The sequence below is a fragment of the Rhodococcus sp. 21391 genome (genome assembly GCF_016772255.1).
Lineage (GTDB): Bacteria > Actinomycetota > Actinomycetes > Mycobacteriales > Mycobacteriaceae > Rhodococcus_F > Rhodococcus_F opacus.
This window is the reverse complement of the sequence record NZ_CP063783.1, coordinates 80,847-96,809: the sequence shown is the minus strand read 5'-3', so window position 1 is coordinate 96,809 and position 15,963 is coordinate 80,847. Positions and strand designations below refer to the sequence as shown.

Sequence of the window (15,963 nt, the reverse complement as noted above, 5' to 3'; positions counted from 1 at the left end):
ATATGTTCGTTATACGAACAGCTACGGGGCTTGTCAAGTCCCGCCGAGCGAGTTCTCTGATGTCCCGACTGGTTGTCCAGACTGAGGAGAAATTATGGAAAGCAGCGTTGTCGACACGGTCCGCGAGACCCAGGCGGATTGGACCGACGACCTCACCCGGGTGCCGTATCGGGTGTTCCAGGGCGAAGACGTCTACGCGGCCGAGCAGACCAAGTTGTTCCACGGCCCGTACTGGAGCTACCTGTGCCTGGAAGCCGAGGTAGCCGGCCCGGGAGACTACTGCTCCACCTTCGTCGGCGAGACACCGGTGATCGTGGCGCGCGACCGAGACGGTGAGCTCTACGGCTTCGAGAACCGGTGCGCCCATCGCGGCGCCCTACTCGCCCTGGACGACCGCGGAAACACGAAGGACTTTACGTGCGTCTACCACGCGTGGAGCTACAACCTGCAGGGCGATCTGACCGGAGTAGCATTCCAGGACGGAGTCAAAGGCAAAGGCGGAATGCCTGATTCGTTCTGTATGGAGGACCACGGACCGCGCAAGATGCGCATCGCCGTACTTCACGGCCTGGTTTTCGGTAGTTTCTCCGATGACGTGCCTGACATCGAGGACTATCTCGGCGAAGAGATCACGAGTCGGATCGCCCGTGTCCTCGCGGGGCGCACACCCGAGATCATCGGACGCTTCACACAAATCCTTCCCAACAACTGGAAGCTGTACGTAGAGAACGTCAAGGACTCCTACCACGCCAGCATCCTGCACCTGTTCTTCACGACCTTCGAGCTCAACCGACTGTCGCAGCGCGGTGGGATCATCGTCGACGAGAGCGGCGGTCACCACGTCAGTTACTCAGCGATCGACCGAGACGCCGAGAAGGACGTCGCGTACTCAGATCAGAACATCCGGTCCGAAAGCGCCTACACACTGGCCGATCCAACCTTGCTCGAGGGGTTCAGCGAGGTCGGTGACGATACGACGCTGCAGATCCTCTCCGTCTTCCCGGGCTTCGTGTTGCAGCAGATCCAGAACTCCGTGGCTGTGCGCCAGATCCTGCCGACCGGGGTCGAACGAACACGGCTGAACTGGACGTACCTCGGCTTCGAAGAAGACACGCCCGAGCAGCGGGAAGTACGACTCAAGCAGGCCAACCTCGTGGGCCCCGCAGGCTACATCTCGATGGAGGACGGCTGTGTCGGAGGGTTCGTGCAACGCGGAATCGCAGGTGCGGCAAGCCAATCTGCCGTGCTCGAAATGGGAGGCAGTCTCGCCGAATCCAGCGAAAGCCGTGTCACCGAAGCATCGGTCCGCGGCTTCTGGAAGGCATACCGGGCCGCGATGAACCGACAGGAAGAGGCATGAGCGTGAACTACTTCCAGCGAATCGGCCGCGTGCAGGCCGACTACTCCCGCTGCATCGACGAGGGGCCGCTCGAGCAGTGGCCGGACTTCTTCGTCGAAAACTGCATGTACCGGATCACCACCGCACAGAACTACAGCGAAGGCCTGCCCGCCGGACTGGTGTGGGCCAACACTCGCCGGATGCTGGTCGACCGCGTATCGGCGCTGCGTGAAGCCAACATCTACGAGCAACACACCTACCGTCACATCCTGGGCCAGCCCTCGGTCCTGGAAGAGAACGGTGACGGTATCCATGCCGAGACCAGCTTCCTGGTGGTACGGGTGATGCGCGACGGCCAATCCGACATCTTCGCCAGCGGGCGGTATGTCGACCGGTATGTCGACGTGGACGATCAGTTGAAGATTGCCGAACGAGTCGTGGTGTGCGACAGCACCAACATCGATACCCTGTTGGCGCTCCCGCTATGAGTGGGTCCCCCCCACGGGTCCTGCTCACGATCGGCGATCCGAATGGAATCGGCCCCGAGCTCGCGGTGAAGGCCGTCATGGCAGCGCAGGAGCATCCCGCATTCAATCCGGTCCTGGTGGGCGATCGATGTGTCGTCGAGCCGCTCGCCCACCGGGCAGGCATGACGGTCCGCGAGACAGCCGACGGCTTGGCCACGCCCATGGCCGATGTCGTCGACCTGCTTCCGGTGCCCTCGCTGCCCGCCGGGGCCTTCGCCCCGGGCCGGGTGACAGCCGAAGCCGGGAAGGCGACGGTGGCGTACCTGGAACGGGCCGTGCGCTGCCTGCAGGGCGGCGGAGCCCGCGGCATCGTCGCGTGCCCACACTCGGAAACCGCGGTCAACGCCGCCGGCATCTCCTTCGACGGATATCCGAGCTTGCTGGCCGAACTCGTCGGCGCGCGGCCCGATCAGGTGTTCTTGATGTTGATCGGTGCCGGTTTGCGCATCGTGCACGCAACGTTGCACGAATCGCTGCGGGATGCGCTTCGGCGCCTCACGCCCGAGCTGGTGCACGGGGCGGCACATGCCGCGGTGGAGACGTTACAGGCGCAGGGCATCCCGTCCCCGCGCATCGGCGTCTTCGGCATCAATCCACACGCCGGCGAGGGCGGTTTGTTCGGTGACGAGGACCTGCGGGTGACAACGCCAGCGGTGGAGCGGCTGCGCGCCGCAGGGATCGACGCCTCGGGACCGGTCGGGGCCGACCTCATGCTGGCAGACCCCGGCTTCGACGCGTTCGTCGCCATGTACCACGATCAGGGCCATATTCCCGTCAAACTCCTCGCTGGGCGCAGCGCAGCCGCGATGACGATCGGCGCCGGAGTGCGGTTCTCCAGTGTCGGCCACGGCGCGGGGTTCGACATTGCCGGCAAGGGCACAGCCGACCCGGATGCGGTAGTCGGGGCGTTGCGACTCGTCGGCGCCGCCGAAACCCACATGTCCGCACCCAGCCCCTTTGGAGCTACCTCATGACCTACACAGTAACTGTCACCGGAACGGACATCAGCTTTCCGTGCGAGCCCGATGAGAGCGTGCTCGACGCGGCGGAACGTTCCGGATACGCGATCCCGTACTCGTGCCGCAAAGGCGTGTGCTCGAGTTGCGAAGGCGCACTCGATGCCGGCCGCCTCGATGTGCGCGGCTGGGGGATGTCGCAAGGCCCTCAGAGTGGAGTGCTGTTCTGCCAGGCCCGGCCGAGCACCGACACCTCGATCACGCCCAAGCGGATCACCAAGCAGGACAAGGTGATACGCAAGACCCTGACCGCAAAGGTCCATCGGATCACCCGTCCGGCGCCCGATGTCACGGTGGTGCAGCTGCGTCTCCCCACCGGGGTGCGTGCGAAGTTCGCTGCCGGGCAGTACCTGAAAGTCTTTCTCGACGACGGTGACAGCCGGAGCTATTCGATGGCGAATCCGCCGCACGAGAACGACGGAGTGCAGCTGCACATTCGTCGGGTGCAGGGTGGACGCTTCTCCGATGAGGTGCTCGGCGGGCTCGAAAAGGGAACCAGACTGAGGGTCGAGCTGCCCTACGGCGAGTTCTCACTGAACCCCGACTCGGACAGGCCGGTCATCTTCGTCGCCAGCGGCACCGGCTTCGCCCCGGTCAAATCGATCATCGAGGACCACCTCAAACGTGGTGGAGAACGGTCCGTGCACCTCTACTGGGGCGCACGAGGACAGGGCGACATCTACCTACCCGAGTTGCCCGAGAAGTGGGCCTCGGATCCGGGTCGTGTCTCATTCACTCCCGTCCTGTCACATCCCGCGGAGGACTGGACCGGACGCACCGGGCTCGTTCATCGAGCGGTGCTCGAGGACTACGCGAACCTCAGCGACCACGAGGTCTATGCATGCGGAAGCCCAGCAATGACCTCGGCGGCACGCGAGGATTTTGTCCACGAGGCCGGTTTGGCGCCAGAGAATTTCTATTGCGACGCCTTCGTACCGTCGGGCGAGCCCGTTGTCACCGCGTGATCCGCTACCACGACCACATCATCCGGGCAACCGGGCATCAGATAATGTGAGGCAATCATGTCCTTAGCACCATCGCGCGTGACACTGCCGGATTTCATCGATTCGCGGCCAGTGAGTCGATACCAGTACATCGTGATCGCCCTGTGTGGGGTGGTCATGTTCATCGACGGCTTCGACACCCAGAGCATCAGCTACATGGCGCCCCACATCGCCGAGGAGTGGGGCCTGTCGAAACAGGTGCTCGGGCCCATCTTCTCCGCCGCTCTCGCCGGTCTCATGGTCGGCTATCTGGCGCTCTCGCCGCTGTCCGAGCGGTTCGGCCACCGCCGGATGATCCTCACGAGCACGGTCATCTTCGCGCTCGGCACGTTGGCGGCGGCCTGGTCACAGAACGTCACCGAACTGATGGCGTTGCGCTTCATCACCGGAATGGGGCTCGGTGCCGCCGCGCCGAGTGCCATCGCACTGACGGGCGAATTCAGCCCCAAGCGTCTTCGAGCAACCTTCGTCCTGGTGATCTATTGCGGCTTCTCCCTCGGATTCGTCGCGGCAGGGCTGGTCTCCGGTTGGCTGATCCCGATCCTCGGCTGGCGGTCGGTACTCGTCGTCGGCGCAGTAGCACCGCTGCTCCTGCTCCCGGCGTTGCTGCGCTACCTGCCGGACTCACTCACCTCAATGATCAACCGAGGCGCGGAGCCCAACAGAATCCAGGCGATCTTCCGCAAAATGGATCCCGCCCTCGCCGTCGGCCCCGACATCACCTACGAGGCCGAGAAGCGGACCGACGGACAACGCACTGCACTGAGGAGCCTGTTCACCCGTGACCGGGTCTTGGGAACCCTGCTGCTGTGGCTGGTCTTCGTCATCAACCTCGGCGAGTTTTACGCGCTGCAGAGCTGGCTACCGTCGATCATGACGAGCCTGGACTACAACATGGGTACCGTGGTCACCGCCACCACCCTCACGACTGTCGGCGGCATCGCCGCTGCATTTGTCACCGGGCCCTGTATGGACCGACTCGGCGCGTACGTCACCCTCGGAACCGTTTATGTCGTCGGATTCGCATTCGTTGCGCTGACCGGTGTCGCCTTTACGGCGCCGTTGTGGGTCCTATTGACGGCCAATTTTTTTGCGGGGGTCTGCATCAGCGGTGGACAGAAGAGCCTCATCGCGCTGTCCGCGGTGTTCTATCCGACACCGATGCGGTCCACCGGGGTTGGATGGGCGTTGGGTGTTGGCCGCCTCGGCGGCATCGTCGGGCCGATCGCGGTCGGAGCGGCACTCGGCATGGGCTGGTCCGCCAGTGCAGTCTTCTACGCAATGTCAGTCCCCATGCTCGTCGCCGGAGCTGCGGTCTTCCTCCTCGGCCGCTGGGTCCGAAGCGACAATCACCCCGATCGCAAGTCGGCAGAAAGTCATTCGCTCGCCCGCAAGTAGTGTGGATCGGCAACACCGGCCGGGTGATCTCAAGGCCTGCGATCTCCAGCTGGGTCGGCTACCACGACCGCGGTGCACAGGCAACGCGCTGCCACCCCGCCTGGGCGATGTCACCCCCTTCGTGATCTCGCGGCCGTCCAGTCCGAGACCGAGCTCGCCGAACCGTGGGAGGGCGGTACCGTGGATACCGAGGACATTCTGGGCCGAAACCCAAAGACCCGGCCTCGGCGTCGAACCTCGGATTTCGCGTTCACCGCCACACCCCAAGGGCGAAGATCTGCAAACTGTTCGGCCGCCCGGCCTGGACGGCACCCGGCGCTGTTCCAGGCCCTCGACGGCCCGAGTTCTGGTGGGTCATCGCAAAAGTACAAGACGTCAACCTTTTGAAAAAGTGGAGTCGGCGGACGAACTCCATGGAACCCGCAGTTCGTCAAGTCAAATGAGCACCCAGTTCCGTTCCCGGGACGCCTCGCAGGCCTGAAAATGGGGTCGGGTCGCCCGCCGACGCCGACGTTTTCTTGGGAGTGTACGCCCGTAAATAAGCCTGGCGCCGGGGCCCGACCTTGGAAGGGTCACGCACTGTTGCTTCGAGCACGCCGGTCAGAATTTCGGATTCCCTCGACCGAGGCCCCCAGGCGGCCCGCCCGTGGAGAGTTCCGACGCGACTGGAGGACAAACAAAGTGGAGCCGGAACTGGAAGAGATTCCCGACGATGATCACGAGTTGGTGATCGATCGGGTTGCTGCGATCGATGTGGCCAAGGCGGCGGGCAAGGTGGTGGGACGTCAGCGCCGCCCGATCCCCGTCGCCGGCGCACACGTGACGGTCGCTTCAGCGCGTCGAGGACGGCGACGTCCTCGATGGTGGAGGGCACGGTATTCCTCGTGGTCGGCGATCTGCCGCATCGTCTTGCGCAGGATCTTGCCCGAGCGGGTCTTGAGCAGCGCCTGCACTACCGTCAGCGACGCATCCGGGAACCACCGGTACATTCGCCTCCCCCTCGTATGTCGCTTGCCAGGGTGATGGGACCACCTCGTTGCCACGAGCATTGGACCATCCGTAGGTGTCATCGAGCATCGCCTTCTGAACTGCCAATGGGACTGCCCCGGCTCTGGTTGACACCCGCGCAACCACCGAAGCCAGATCCACAAGAGCAAAAAGCGCGCATTGCAATATTGAGTGCGATCCGGAAGCGCCCTCGGGGAGACCAAAATCGCTGGGCGGGTTGCCGATTCGACTTGTCATCTGCAGACCTACCATCTGCAGACCTGTCCGGCGCGGACCTGCTCAAGGCAACTTTGACCCACGCGGACCTGACTGACGTGTTTTACACCGACGAAACGGTATAGCCAGCCGGTTTCACTCCTCCACCGAGCCGCGTAGCACCGACCGAACGTTGGGGCGATCGGTTCCCGGTAGCGGAACGGCGGATTCTGGCGGTCATCGACAACAGCAGTCGTTCCATCTCTTCGATGGGTGTGCGAAATTCTAACCGTTTCCGGGGACGCTCATTGAGTTGCCGCGAGACCCACTCCAGGTCCGCTTTCGAGTGCACACTCAGGTCCGAACCTTTGGGGAAATACTGACGGAGAATGCCGTTCGTATTCTCGTTGGACCCGCGCTGCCAGGGTGCGTGTGGATCACAGAAGTAGATGTCGATCCCGGTGGCCGCGCTGACGCTCTTCCAGTCCCGCATCTCCGAACCCTGGTCCCACGTCAAGGTCCGGCGCAGGCTCGTGGGCAGCGTCTCGAGCTGTTCGGTCAACGCGGGCGCGGTCTGCTCGGGCTTGTATCCGTCGGGCAGATGAACGAGCATGACGGTGCCGGTCGAACGTTCGACGAGTGTGCCGATCGCGCTCAGATTCCGTTTGCCGACAATGTAGGGGTCGGACCGGGGCGCGGTGCCGGGATTGCTCCCGGTCCGTTTCCCCGGCCCGCCCTCCGCACCGGACGTGCGACTCTCATCGCATCCGGCGCTCCACGGACTGCCACTGTCAAGCAGGGACCAAAGTCTCTGCTCTGCTGGTCCACGGTGTGGGGATGTTGCTCGCCCGCCACCGATACCGAGTAATCGGGACGGTGGTGGTGTCGAACATGATGATCCCGTTCTCTTGCGGACGATTGCCGGGCCTGCCGGTCAGGAACCGCCGGTAGAGATCCGCCCACGTGATCCGTTTGTGCCGTTTGAGCAGCCATCGGGTGACCCGATGCCAGGCGAAGGCATCGAGGTAGCCGAACGTTGCTTTCGACACACCGTGACGGAAATACGCACACCATCCTCGGAGCACCGGATTGAGGCGTCCGAGCAGATCAGCAAGACCATGATGACGTGCCCTCTTCGTGAGGGCCCGCACCTTCGCCATGATCGAAAGCAATGCTTTCTTCGACGGATAGGTGTAGACGCTCATCTTGTTCGTGCCCTTCCTGCGGCGCCGCTGGATGCGGAACCCGAGAAAGTCGAACCCCTCGTCCAGATGACATACCCGGGACTTTTCGGCGGACAACCGCAGCCCCAGAGGGGCTATCACGGCCGCGACTTCGTCCCACAATGCGTCCGCATGCGCTTTGGTTCCGGCCACCATAATCACGAAATCGTCCGCGTAACGGACGATCCGATAGGTGGCCCCGCCACGCTTGCGGTGTGCATCGCGCCGCTGGGATGTCAGATGGGCATCCCATTTCGCACAGAAATGTGCGTCCAACACCGTCAGAGCGATGTTGGCAAGCAGCGGCGAAAGTATGCCGCCCTGGGGCGTGCCGGCCTCGGATTCCCTGACCGTTCCGTCGCCGGACATGATGCCCGCCTTCAGAAACGCCTTGATCAAGGCCAGGACGCGTTTGTCGACGATCCGAGCACGTACCCGCTCCATGATCGCGGAGTGAGCCAGTTCGTCGAAACACGCCGCGATATCAGCCTCGAACACCCAGTGATAGTTCCGGGTCCCCAAAGCATGTATCTCGGCGATCGCGTCCTGAGCGCGACGCCTCGGGCGGAAACCGTAACTGACCGGCTTGAAATCCGCCTCGAAGATCGGCTCCAACACCAACAACAACGACGCTTGAACCATGCGATCCATCGCCGTGGGAATACCGAGCCGCCTGAGTTTGCTGCTCCCCGGCTTCGGAATCATTCTTTCCCGAACCGGAAGAGGAACAAAGGTCCGAGACTTCAGCTGGTCTCGAACCTGACCCAGAAATGCGACCGTCTCGGCGTCCCCGGTGATGGACGCAGGTGTCAGCCGGTCGACACCGGCCGAACGTGCGCCCTTGTTGCCCCGCACCCGTTCCCACGCGACGGTGAGAAAATCTTCGGTGGTGGACGAGGTTGAACACATCATCAAAGAGGCGGTCGGGATCGTCGACCGCCCAGTGGTGCAGCTTGCGTTGCATCTGTCGTACCCGCCATGCCGCCCGATCGGGATCGGGCCATGCCAGCTCACCGGTATTCACCAGTGCCTCCGTTCGTGTCGTACTCGCTGCATCAATTCCGCTGGGGCCCTTCGCCATGTACGAGGCTTTCCCCCGCTCGGACTACTACGGCCCCTCCGCCCCACCGCGTGGCCATCGACAGACGACGCGTCAACCCGACCAGCGACCCTGGAAGAGGCCGATGCTCGGGAGCCTCGCGGTGGTTCCCACGTTCACTGCGAACCGCTCGAGGAGTGAGGTGCCCAGCTATGCCCCTGCGATATCGCCACGGTTATCTCGAGCCGGGCCAGCAGTGTCTCTCATGTCCGCTACGGGATTTCTGAGTGCTTCGGCTCCCGTGGTGGACGTGGTTATCTTCGGCGTGTCCATGAAGTTGGTCATGTTGGAGGAATCAATGCAGGTGCAGCGGGTGGTGATGCCCGGATCGGGAGTCTCGTCCTGGACGGTGTTGGGTGACGACGATGTCCCGGTGGGGCCGATCGAGCGGTATCTGACGTATCTGACCGATATCGACCGGTCGCCGAACACCGTGAAGGCGTATGCGCACGATCTGAAGGACTACTGGGGGTTCCTGCAGCACCGCGGCCTGGACTGGCGCGAAGTGCGGCTGGAGGACATCGGCGAGTATGTCGCTTGGCTGAGCTTGCCGCCGCCCGGCCGAGCCGGCAGGGTCGCCGTGCTGCCGTCGGTCCAGCCGCATGTGGCGGCGTCGACGACCAACCGAAAGCTATCGGCGCTGTCGGCGTTTTATGCTCATCATGCCCGGCATGGTGTCGATGTCGGTGAGCTGCTCACCACCTGGCAGGTCCCCGGCCGCAGGGGCGGGTGGAAGCCGTTTCTGCACCACGTCAGCAAGGGCAAACCGCAACCGCGTCGGTCGATTTCGGTGAAGGTGCCGAAGAAGATTCCCCGCGTGTTGACGGTCGCGGAGATGCAGCGGCTGATGGATGCATGTGATCGGTTGCGCGACCGTTTCCTACTTGCCCTGCTGTGGGACAGTGGCGTCAGGATCGGTGAGGCGCTGGGACTTCGGCACTGCGACATCGCCGCGGCCGAGTGCGAGATCAGCGTGGTTCCACGGCTCAACGAGAATGGCGCCCGGTCGAAATCTCGCGAGCAGCGCACGATCCCGGTCTCGGCCGAGCTGATCCGGCTGTGGGGTGACTATCTCCACGGTGAATACGGCGAGCTGACCTCGGACTACGTATTCGTGAACCTGTTCGCCGAGCCCCGAGGACGAGCACTGTCCTACCCAGCCGTCTACGACCTGGTCATGCGGCTGCGTCAGCGCACGGGCATCGCGTTCGACCCGCATTGGTGCCGGCACTCGGCGGCGACCCGGATGCTGCGTGACGGTGTCCCGATCGAGATCGTGTCCAAGCTGCTCGGTCACCCCTCGGTGACAACAACTTTGTCCGTTTACGGTCACCTCACGGCCGAGGACGCCCGGCGAGAGCTGCAGAAAGCGGGCTGGTTCACCGGCCGGGAGGTGCGTTGGTGACCGGCATGGTCGACGCTGCAGCAGAGAATTCGAAATATGTTGGGCTGCTTGAGAAATTGATCGGAGCAGTCCGGCCGCGGTTCCGGACAGAGGTGCTGGCCTTCGGCCCGGACGATCCCGTTCTGGGCGGAACCCGATGCCGGGTCGCCGGCTGCGAGCGCACCGGACGCATCCACGGGTTGTGCTTCGGGCATGACCGCCGATGGCGGAACGAGGGACAGCCGGATCTCGACCAGTTCATCGAAACCACCCACCCGCGGATGAAAGGCCACCAGCCGCTCGCGTCCTGCCGGGTGTCCGGCTGCCGCCGCGGCCGCAAGGAGCGGGGCTTGTGCACGAAGCACCTTTACGCCTGGCAGCGCGCAGCACGTCCTGATCTGGACCGATGGGTGGCTCAACAGCCTGCGGTGGTCGAGCTCGACCAACCAGCGACGTGCCGGATCTCGTACTGCGACTTGTGGGTGCACACGGATCTACCCTTCTGCCTCGGGCATGGCGTCCGCTGGAAGGACCAAGGCCGCCCGGCCATCGACGAGTACGCCACTGGCTACGAGGACGATTCGACACCCGGACACGAACGAGTCGACCTGCACACGATGACGTCGCATCTGCGGTTGGAGATGCAGTATGCGCTGCAGTGCCGCCACGACGACGCCGCTATCCGGATCTCGCCCGCCGTGGTGCAGGTCGTGGTCACCTTTCTCGTCGCCTCGCAGACGGCCTCGCTGCTCGATCGTGACGAGGACGCCTGGCTGCAGGCATGGCGACAGCGATTCCGCACGCGGGCGCAGTGGTCCAACGGCGACTCCGGACGGGCGCTGCTGATCTACGCCCACCGCAAGGTCGAACAGCTACACCTCGGGCGAGGCTGGGACGTCGAATACCCCCGCGACGTCTGGCGGCTGCGGAATCTCGGAGTCGCGGAAGGACCGGGACGAATCCGGTTCGATCAGATCAGCCAGCCGTGGCTCAAGCAGCTGGCCAAACGATGGATCCGGCTCCGGCTCAGCAGCGGCCTCGGCGCCGGCTCGGCAACGAAAGCCGCGCTCGCGATCATCCGATTCAGCCAGTTCCTCGCCTCACCCGCGGTCGCCGTCGACCGGCTCGACCAGGTCGACCGCGCCCTGCTGGAACGCTACCTGGCCGACCTGCACACCGAGCTGGCCGGACGAAAAGTCCACGCGGATCGCGTCAGCCAACTGCACCTGTTCCTTCAGGCCATCAGGAGGCACGGATGGGACGATTCGCTGCCGGCCAACGCGATGATCCACAACGAGGACTTCCCCAAACGAGGACAGCTGTTGCCGCGGGCACTGGCCGAGCAGGTCATGACCCAATTGGAGGATCCCGGCAACCTGGATCAGTGGAACGATCCGGCACGCCGGCTGATCACGCTGATCCTCATCCGCTGCGGGCTGCGGCTCGGCGACACACTGCGGCTGCCGACAGACTGCATCGTTCACGATGCCGACCACGCCCCCTACCTGCGCTACACCAACCACAAGATGAGACGTGAGGCCCTCGTCCCCATCGACGACGAACTCGAGGCCCAGATCATCGAGCAGCGGAAACGAGTCCACGACCGCTGGCCCGACGGAGCGCCGGTGCTGTTCCCCAGAACCCGGGCCAACCCCGACGGCAGCATGCGCGCCAGTCACTCCGGCTATCAGCACGCGCTTGCAGAATGGTTGCGCCGCTGTGATATTTGCGATGCGCATGGCCGACCGGTCCATGTCACGCCCCATCAATATCGTCATTCCCTGGGCACCAGGCTGATCAACCTGGACGTTCCGCAGGAGGTCGTACGACGCATCCTCGACCACGACTCTCATGCCATGACCGCCCACTACGCCCGACTTGCCGATACGACGATTCGTAAGCATTGGGAGAAGGCACGCAAGGTCAACGCCTCCGGCCAGACCGTCACCCTCGACCCCGCTGGCCCGCTCGCCGAGGCCGCCTGGGCCAAGCAGCGCATCAGCCGCGCCACCCAAGCCCTGCCGAACGGCTACTGCTCGTTACCGCTGGTCAAAACCTGCCCGCATGCCAACTCGTGTCTCACCTGCCCGATGTTCGTGACGACGGCGGAGTTCCTGCCGCAGCACCGACACCACCGACAGGAGCTGCTGCAGATCATCTCCGCGGCCGAGGCCCGGGGTCATGACCGGCAAGCCGAAATGAACCGCCAGGTCGCCGACAACCTCGAAAAGATCATCACCACACTCGAAACCGACAGCGACACCGGGGAGCCCGTGAATGAAAGCTGACAACACCGCGTCGATCATCGAGGCTGCCCGCCGACGCCGCGAACTCACACGAGCCAAAGCAATCCAGGCACTGCGCGAACTCGAACGCACCGGAGCACCGGTGACCTTCCAATCCGTTGCAGCTGCCGCCACGGTCTCGCGATCCTGGCTCTACAACCAGCCCGACATCCGCGCCGAAATCGAACGACTCCGCCCGCTCACAACCCGAACATCTGGTCCGCAAATCCCTGCGAAGCAGCAAATTTCGGAGTCTTCCGTCCTGGCCAGGCTCAACACCGCGCTGCAACGCAACCGAGAACTCGCCGAAGAAAACCAACGGCTACGCCGCCAACTCGCCCACGCGCTCGGCGACCAACGCCACGCACCGAATCCCGAGGACCAACCGCGGCGAGCCACGGGTCGCAGCCGTCACTCTTCGATAACGATAGGGCCCTGCTGACCGCGCTGGAACCGGCCTCGTCTGCTGCGTCGAGGACACATCCTCGACGCAGCACCGCAGGTCACAGCCATGATCAACCGAGACGCTCAAGATAACCACGGCTACGCCGCAGGCATTCACCGTGGCCTCCGGAGCCGACGACCTAAACCGACCCTGGAGTTCCCAACACCGTAATGAGGGTGTTGGTGCGCATCGCAGACCAGCCCGAATCCACCGGGTTAGAGCTGGCGGGAGACTTGAGAGGCGTTAGAACACTGGTTCCTCGCGTACACCTTCTCCTCATGCTTGCCGGACCCAGACCATCCGGTAGTGCTGGCATGTCCCGTCGTTGTCGGGGCTGCTTGCCACCCTCACCGGCGTCTCCCGGATCAGGCTGCCCCCAGCTTCGTTATGCCGCTGCGACAGCACAACGGCGCAGGTCTTTCACCTCCGCTCGGTCACACAGCGCCTCGTGGCGCACGAGATCACCCTCCCAATGACCCGGTACTGCAAGGTCTTTCACGTCTTTGGGGCGGTCCGCGATGTTGGCCATATCGGGGATCCGATTCTTGCGCTGGCCGGCCTTCCGACTGGGTCGGCGCAGCCCACGTCCGGTCCGCAACGATCGGGTGAGGGTGTGTTCGAGTCCGCCGCGGGCGGGTTGGTAGAGCGATTGGTAGATGGTCTCGGTGCTCACCCGCATCTGTGGATCGTCGGGGAAATCGAGTCGGAGGCGGCCCGCGATCTGCTCGGGTGAATGGCGCTCGGTCAGGGATTTCTCCACCGTCTCGCGCAGCGACGGATTGATGGCGAGCTTGGACGGCTTGGGCCGCGAGGCCCGATGGTAGGCGGCTGCGTGAGCCGATCTGGCTCGGTACCGCCCGGACGGCTCACGATTGCGGGCGATCTCGCGTGAGATCGTCGACGGACTCCGGTTCAGGGCTTTCGCGATCTCACGAAGCGTGTGACCTGCGGCGATGCCGATGGCGATCTCTTCCCGCTCCGCGAACGTCAAACACCGGCCCTTGAGGTTGCGGCCACGCCGGGGACGCACCCCACCACAGGCCGCAAGCCACCGAGCACCCTGTTTGCGATACGAGCCGGCCGCCTCGGCCGCGCCCGTGATGAACTCACCCGCAGCCATCCCGGCCCAGAACGTCTGAAAGATCTCCGGAACCATCCGATGAGAATATTTCGCCATGTGCAACACCCTTTGATCAGTGGTGTTGCGATCACCGCACGAACCCAAGGAACGCCTACCGGGGCACCGTCCCGGAAAGGGGCGTTCACCGGCATAGGCAGTAGCTTCCGAACACGGGCCTACCGAACTGTCCGAAGCTGGGACAGTTGGCGGTGGCGGTTGTCACAAAAATGACTTCTCAGTGACCTGAACCACAGAAAGGTATGAGATGTCGACTACGGCTTCTGCGCCCACGGAAACTTCGGCAACGGAATCGCTCGAACTGGATGCGCTGATCATCGGCGCGGGGGTTGCCGGTCTGTACCAGCTGCACCAGCTCCGCGAACAGGGTCTGCGAGTGCGGGCCTACGACACCGCCGGCGACGTCGGCGGCACGTGGTACTGGAACCGCTATCCCGGTGCGCGCTTCGATTCCGAGGCGTACATCTACCAGTACCTGTTCTCGGAAGAGCTGTACAAGAACTGGAGTTGGAGCCAGCGTTTCCCCGGCCAACCGGAGATCGAGCGCTGGATGCATTACGTCGCAGACACCCTCGACCTTCGCCGCGACATCCAACTGTCCACCATGATCACCAGTGCGCACTACGACGAGCGGGCCGACAAGTGGATCGTGCGGACCGATCGCGGCGAGACGATCACCACCCGGTTCCTGGTCACCTGCAGCGGAATGCTCTCGGCTCCGATGTCGTACGTGTTCGAGGGCCAGGAAGAATTCAGCGGGCCGATCTTCCACACCTCCCGCTGGCCGAAAGAGGGCGCCGATCTCGACGGCAAACGTGTCGCCGTCATCGGCGTCGGTGCCACCGGCATCCAGGTGATCCAGACCGTGGCCGACAAGGTCGAACATCTGAAGGTCTTCATCCGCACACCTCAGTACGCCCTCCCGATGAAGAACCCCACCTTCGACGAGTCGGACGTGGCGGCGTACAAGAGCCGGTTCGCCGAGCTGAAAGAAACATTGCCGAATACGTTCAGCGGCTTCGAGTACGACTTCGAGCACGTGTGGGCGGATCTGACACCGGAGCAGCGCAACGATGTACTCGAGGAGATCTACGAGAACGGCTCGTTGAAGCTGTGGCTCGCCTCGTTCGGTGAGATGTTCTACGACGAGGAGATCAGCGAAGAGATCTCGGAGTTCGTTCGGCGCAAGATGCGCGCACGGCTCCAGGATCCCCACCTGTGCGACCTGCTCATCCCCACCGACTACGGCTTCGGAACACATCGTGTGCCGTTGGAAACGAACTACCTCGAGACCTATCACCGGCCGAACGTCGAGGCCATCGGAGTCCGCGACAACCCGATCACCCGGATCGTGCCCCAGGGCTTGGTCCTGGCCGACGGAACGCTGCACGAGGTCGACGTCATCGTCATGGCCACGGGCTTCGACGCCGGCACCGGATCTTTGACGCGGATCGACATCCGCGGGCGCGGCGGCCGGGCACTGAAGGACGACTGGAATCGCGACATCCGCACGACCATGGGCTTGATGGTGCACGGCTACCCCAACATGCTCACGACCGGTGCCCCTCTGGCGCCTTCCGCGGCACTGTGCAATATGACCACCTGCCTGCAGCAACAGACCGAGTGGATCGCCGAATGCATCCGGTACATGCGGGCGCACGACCACACCGTCATCGAGCCGACGCTGGCCGGTGAAGACGAGTGGGTCGCCCATCACGACGAGACCGCGAACGCCACGCTGGTCTCGAAAACCGACTCTTGGTACAACGGCGCCAACGTCCCGGGCAAGCCTCGGCGAGTGTTGTCCTACATCGGCGGAGTCGGCACCTATCGGGAGAAGACCCTCGCCGCAGCGGCCGCCGGGTACAAGGGTTTTCAACTGAGCTGATCCGACATCCATTT

The 15,963-nt window shown here is 63.8% G+C and carries 11 protein-coding genes and 3 pseudogenes; 10 read left to right on the top strand and 4 right to left on the bottom strand.

Annotated features, from left to right (window positions below; all coding sequences use genetic code 11):
- Positions 1-94 precede the first annotated feature (94 nt).
- From GO592_RS42530 to GO592_RS42510, 5 genes are read left to right on the top strand one after another with little or no spacing between them, the layout of a single operon-like run.
- Entirely contained in the window at positions 95-1,360 is a 1,266-nt protein-coding gene (locus GO592_RS42530; protein WP_007297311.1) for an aromatic ring-hydroxylating dioxygenase subunit alpha, read from the top strand.
- Positions 1,357-1,827, top strand: coding sequence for an aromatic-ring-hydroxylating dioxygenase subunit beta (locus GO592_RS42525; RefSeq protein ID WP_007297312.1), 471 nt, complete (start codon positions 1,357-1,359; stop codon positions 1,825-1,827). Before GO592_RS42530 ends, GO592_RS42525 begins: the two co-directional genes overlap by 4 nt.
- Entirely contained in the window at positions 1,824-2,840 is a 1,017-nt protein-coding gene (locus tag GO592_RS42520) for a PdxA family dehydrogenase (protein ID WP_007297313.1), read from the top strand. The genes GO592_RS42525 and GO592_RS42520 overlap by 4 nt, the downstream gene beginning before the upstream one ends.
- Complete coding sequence (locus GO592_RS42515) at positions 2,837-3,847, top strand: 2Fe-2S iron-sulfur cluster-binding protein (protein ID WP_007297314.1); 1,011 nt, start codon at positions 2,837-2,839, stop codon at positions 3,845-3,847. Before GO592_RS42520 ends, GO592_RS42515 begins: the two co-directional genes overlap by 4 nt.
- 57 nt (positions 3,848-3,904) lie before the next feature.
- Complete coding sequence (locus tag GO592_RS42510) at positions 3,905-5,284, top strand: MFS transporter (protein ID WP_039951230.1); 1,380 nt, start codon at positions 3,905-3,907, stop codon at positions 5,282-5,284.
- Positions 5,285-6,069: 785 nt separating this feature from the next.
- On the opposite strand, the gene GO592_RS42505 is transcribed toward GO592_RS42510, so the two are convergent.
- Positions 6,070-6,273: a hypothetical protein gene (locus GO592_RS42505; RefSeq protein WP_007297316.1), complete on the bottom strand. Its 204-nt coding sequence runs from the start codon at positions 6,271-6,273 to the stop codon at positions 6,070-6,072.
- Between the two features lie 15 nt (positions 6,274-6,288).
- On the opposite strand from GO592_RS42505, the gene GO592_RS46195 reads away from it, so the two are divergent.
- On the top strand, positions 6,289-6,633 hold the full coding sequence (locus tag GO592_RS46195) for a pentapeptide repeat-containing protein (protein WP_337952694.1): 345 nt from the start codon (positions 6,289-6,291) through the stop codon (positions 6,631-6,633).
- 98 nt (positions 6,634-6,731) lie between these two features.
- On the opposite strand, the pseudogene GO592_RS42495 reads toward GO592_RS46195, so the two are convergent.
- Together GO592_RS42495 and ltrA are read right to left on the bottom strand one after the other, a co-directional pair.
- Positions 6,732-7,163, bottom strand: a pseudogene (locus GO592_RS42495) (IS30 family transposase); the annotation flags it as partial.
- Between the two features lie 115 nt (positions 7,164-7,278).
- Positions 7,279-8,734: pseudogene (gene ltrA / locus GO592_RS42490) on the bottom strand (group II intron reverse transcriptase/maturase).
- 373 nt (positions 8,735-9,107) lie between these two features.
- Between ltrA and GO592_RS42485 the strand changes: the two are divergent.
- The 3 genes from GO592_RS42485 to GO592_RS42475 are packed head-to-tail and all read left to right on the top strand — an operon-like array spanning position 9,108 to position 12,920.
- Positions 9,108-10,214, top strand: a complete 1,107-nt coding sequence (locus GO592_RS42485) for a site-specific integrase (RefSeq protein WP_039951692.1) — start codon at positions 9,108-9,110, stop codon at positions 10,212-10,214.
- 56 nt (positions 10,215-10,270) lie between these two features.
- On the top strand, positions 10,271-12,481 hold the full coding sequence (locus GO592_RS42480) for a tyrosine-type recombinase/integrase (protein ID WP_237720467.1): 2,211 nt from the start codon (positions 10,271-10,273) through the stop codon (positions 12,479-12,481).
- Positions 12,471-12,920, top strand: a complete 450-nt coding sequence (locus tag GO592_RS42475) for a DUF6262 family protein (protein WP_007298229.1) — start codon at positions 12,471-12,473, stop codon at positions 12,918-12,920. Before GO592_RS42480 ends, GO592_RS42475 begins: the two co-directional genes overlap by 11 nt.
- 457 nt (positions 12,921-13,377) lie before the next feature.
- Here GO592_RS42475 and GO592_RS42470 read toward each other — a convergent pair.
- A pseudogene (locus GO592_RS42470) lies at positions 13,378-14,100 on the bottom strand (IS30 family transposase); the annotation flags it as partial.
- Positions 14,101-14,308: 208 nt separating this feature from the next.
- Here GO592_RS42470 and GO592_RS42465 point away from each other — a divergent pair.
- Positions 14,309-15,949 carry a flavin-containing monooxygenase gene (locus GO592_RS42465; RefSeq protein WP_007295824.1) on the top strand — a complete coding sequence of 547 codons (1,641 nt, stop codon included), beginning with the start codon at positions 14,309-14,311 and terminating at the stop codon, positions 15,947-15,949.
- Positions 15,950-15,963: the final 14 nt, after the last annotated feature.

Excerpts from the sequence above, each read along its gene's own strand:
- GO592_RS42505 (WP_007297316.1), bottom strand. The coding sequence starts at position 6,273 with ATGTACCGGTGGTTCCCGGATGCGTCGCTGACGGTAGTGCAGGCGCTG.
- GO592_RS42525 (WP_007297312.1), top strand. The coding sequence starts at position 1,357 with ATGAGCGTGAACTACTTCCAGCGAATCGGCCGCGTGCAGGCCGACTAC.
- GO592_RS42475 (WP_007298229.1), top strand. The coding sequence starts at position 12,471 with ATGAAAGCTGACAACACCGCGTCGATCATCGAGGCTGCCCGCCGACGC.
- GO592_RS42520 (WP_007297313.1), top strand. The coding sequence starts at position 1,824 with ATGAGTGGGTCCCCCCCACGGGTCCTGCTCACGATCGGCGATCCGAAT.
- GO592_RS42510 (WP_039951230.1), top strand. The coding sequence starts at position 3,905 with ATGTCCTTAGCACCATCGCGCGTGACACTGCCGGATTTCATCGATTCG.
- GO592_RS42530 (WP_007297311.1), top strand. The coding sequence starts at position 95 with ATGGAAAGCAGCGTTGTCGACACGGTCCGCGAGACCCAGGCGGATTGG.
- GO592_RS42485 (WP_039951692.1), top strand. The coding sequence starts at position 9,108 with ATGCAGGTGCAGCGGGTGGTGATGCCCGGATCGGGAGTCTCGTCCTGG.
- GO592_RS42465 (WP_007295824.1), top strand. The coding sequence starts at position 14,309 with ATGTCGACTACGGCTTCTGCGCCCACGGAAACTTCGGCAACGGAATCG.
- GO592_RS46195 (WP_337952694.1), top strand. The coding sequence starts at position 6,289 with ATGTCGCTTGCCAGGGTGATGGGACCACCTCGTTGCCACGAGCATTGG.
- GO592_RS42515 (WP_007297314.1), top strand. The coding sequence starts at position 2,837 with ATGACCTACACAGTAACTGTCACCGGAACGGACATCAGCTTTCCGTGC.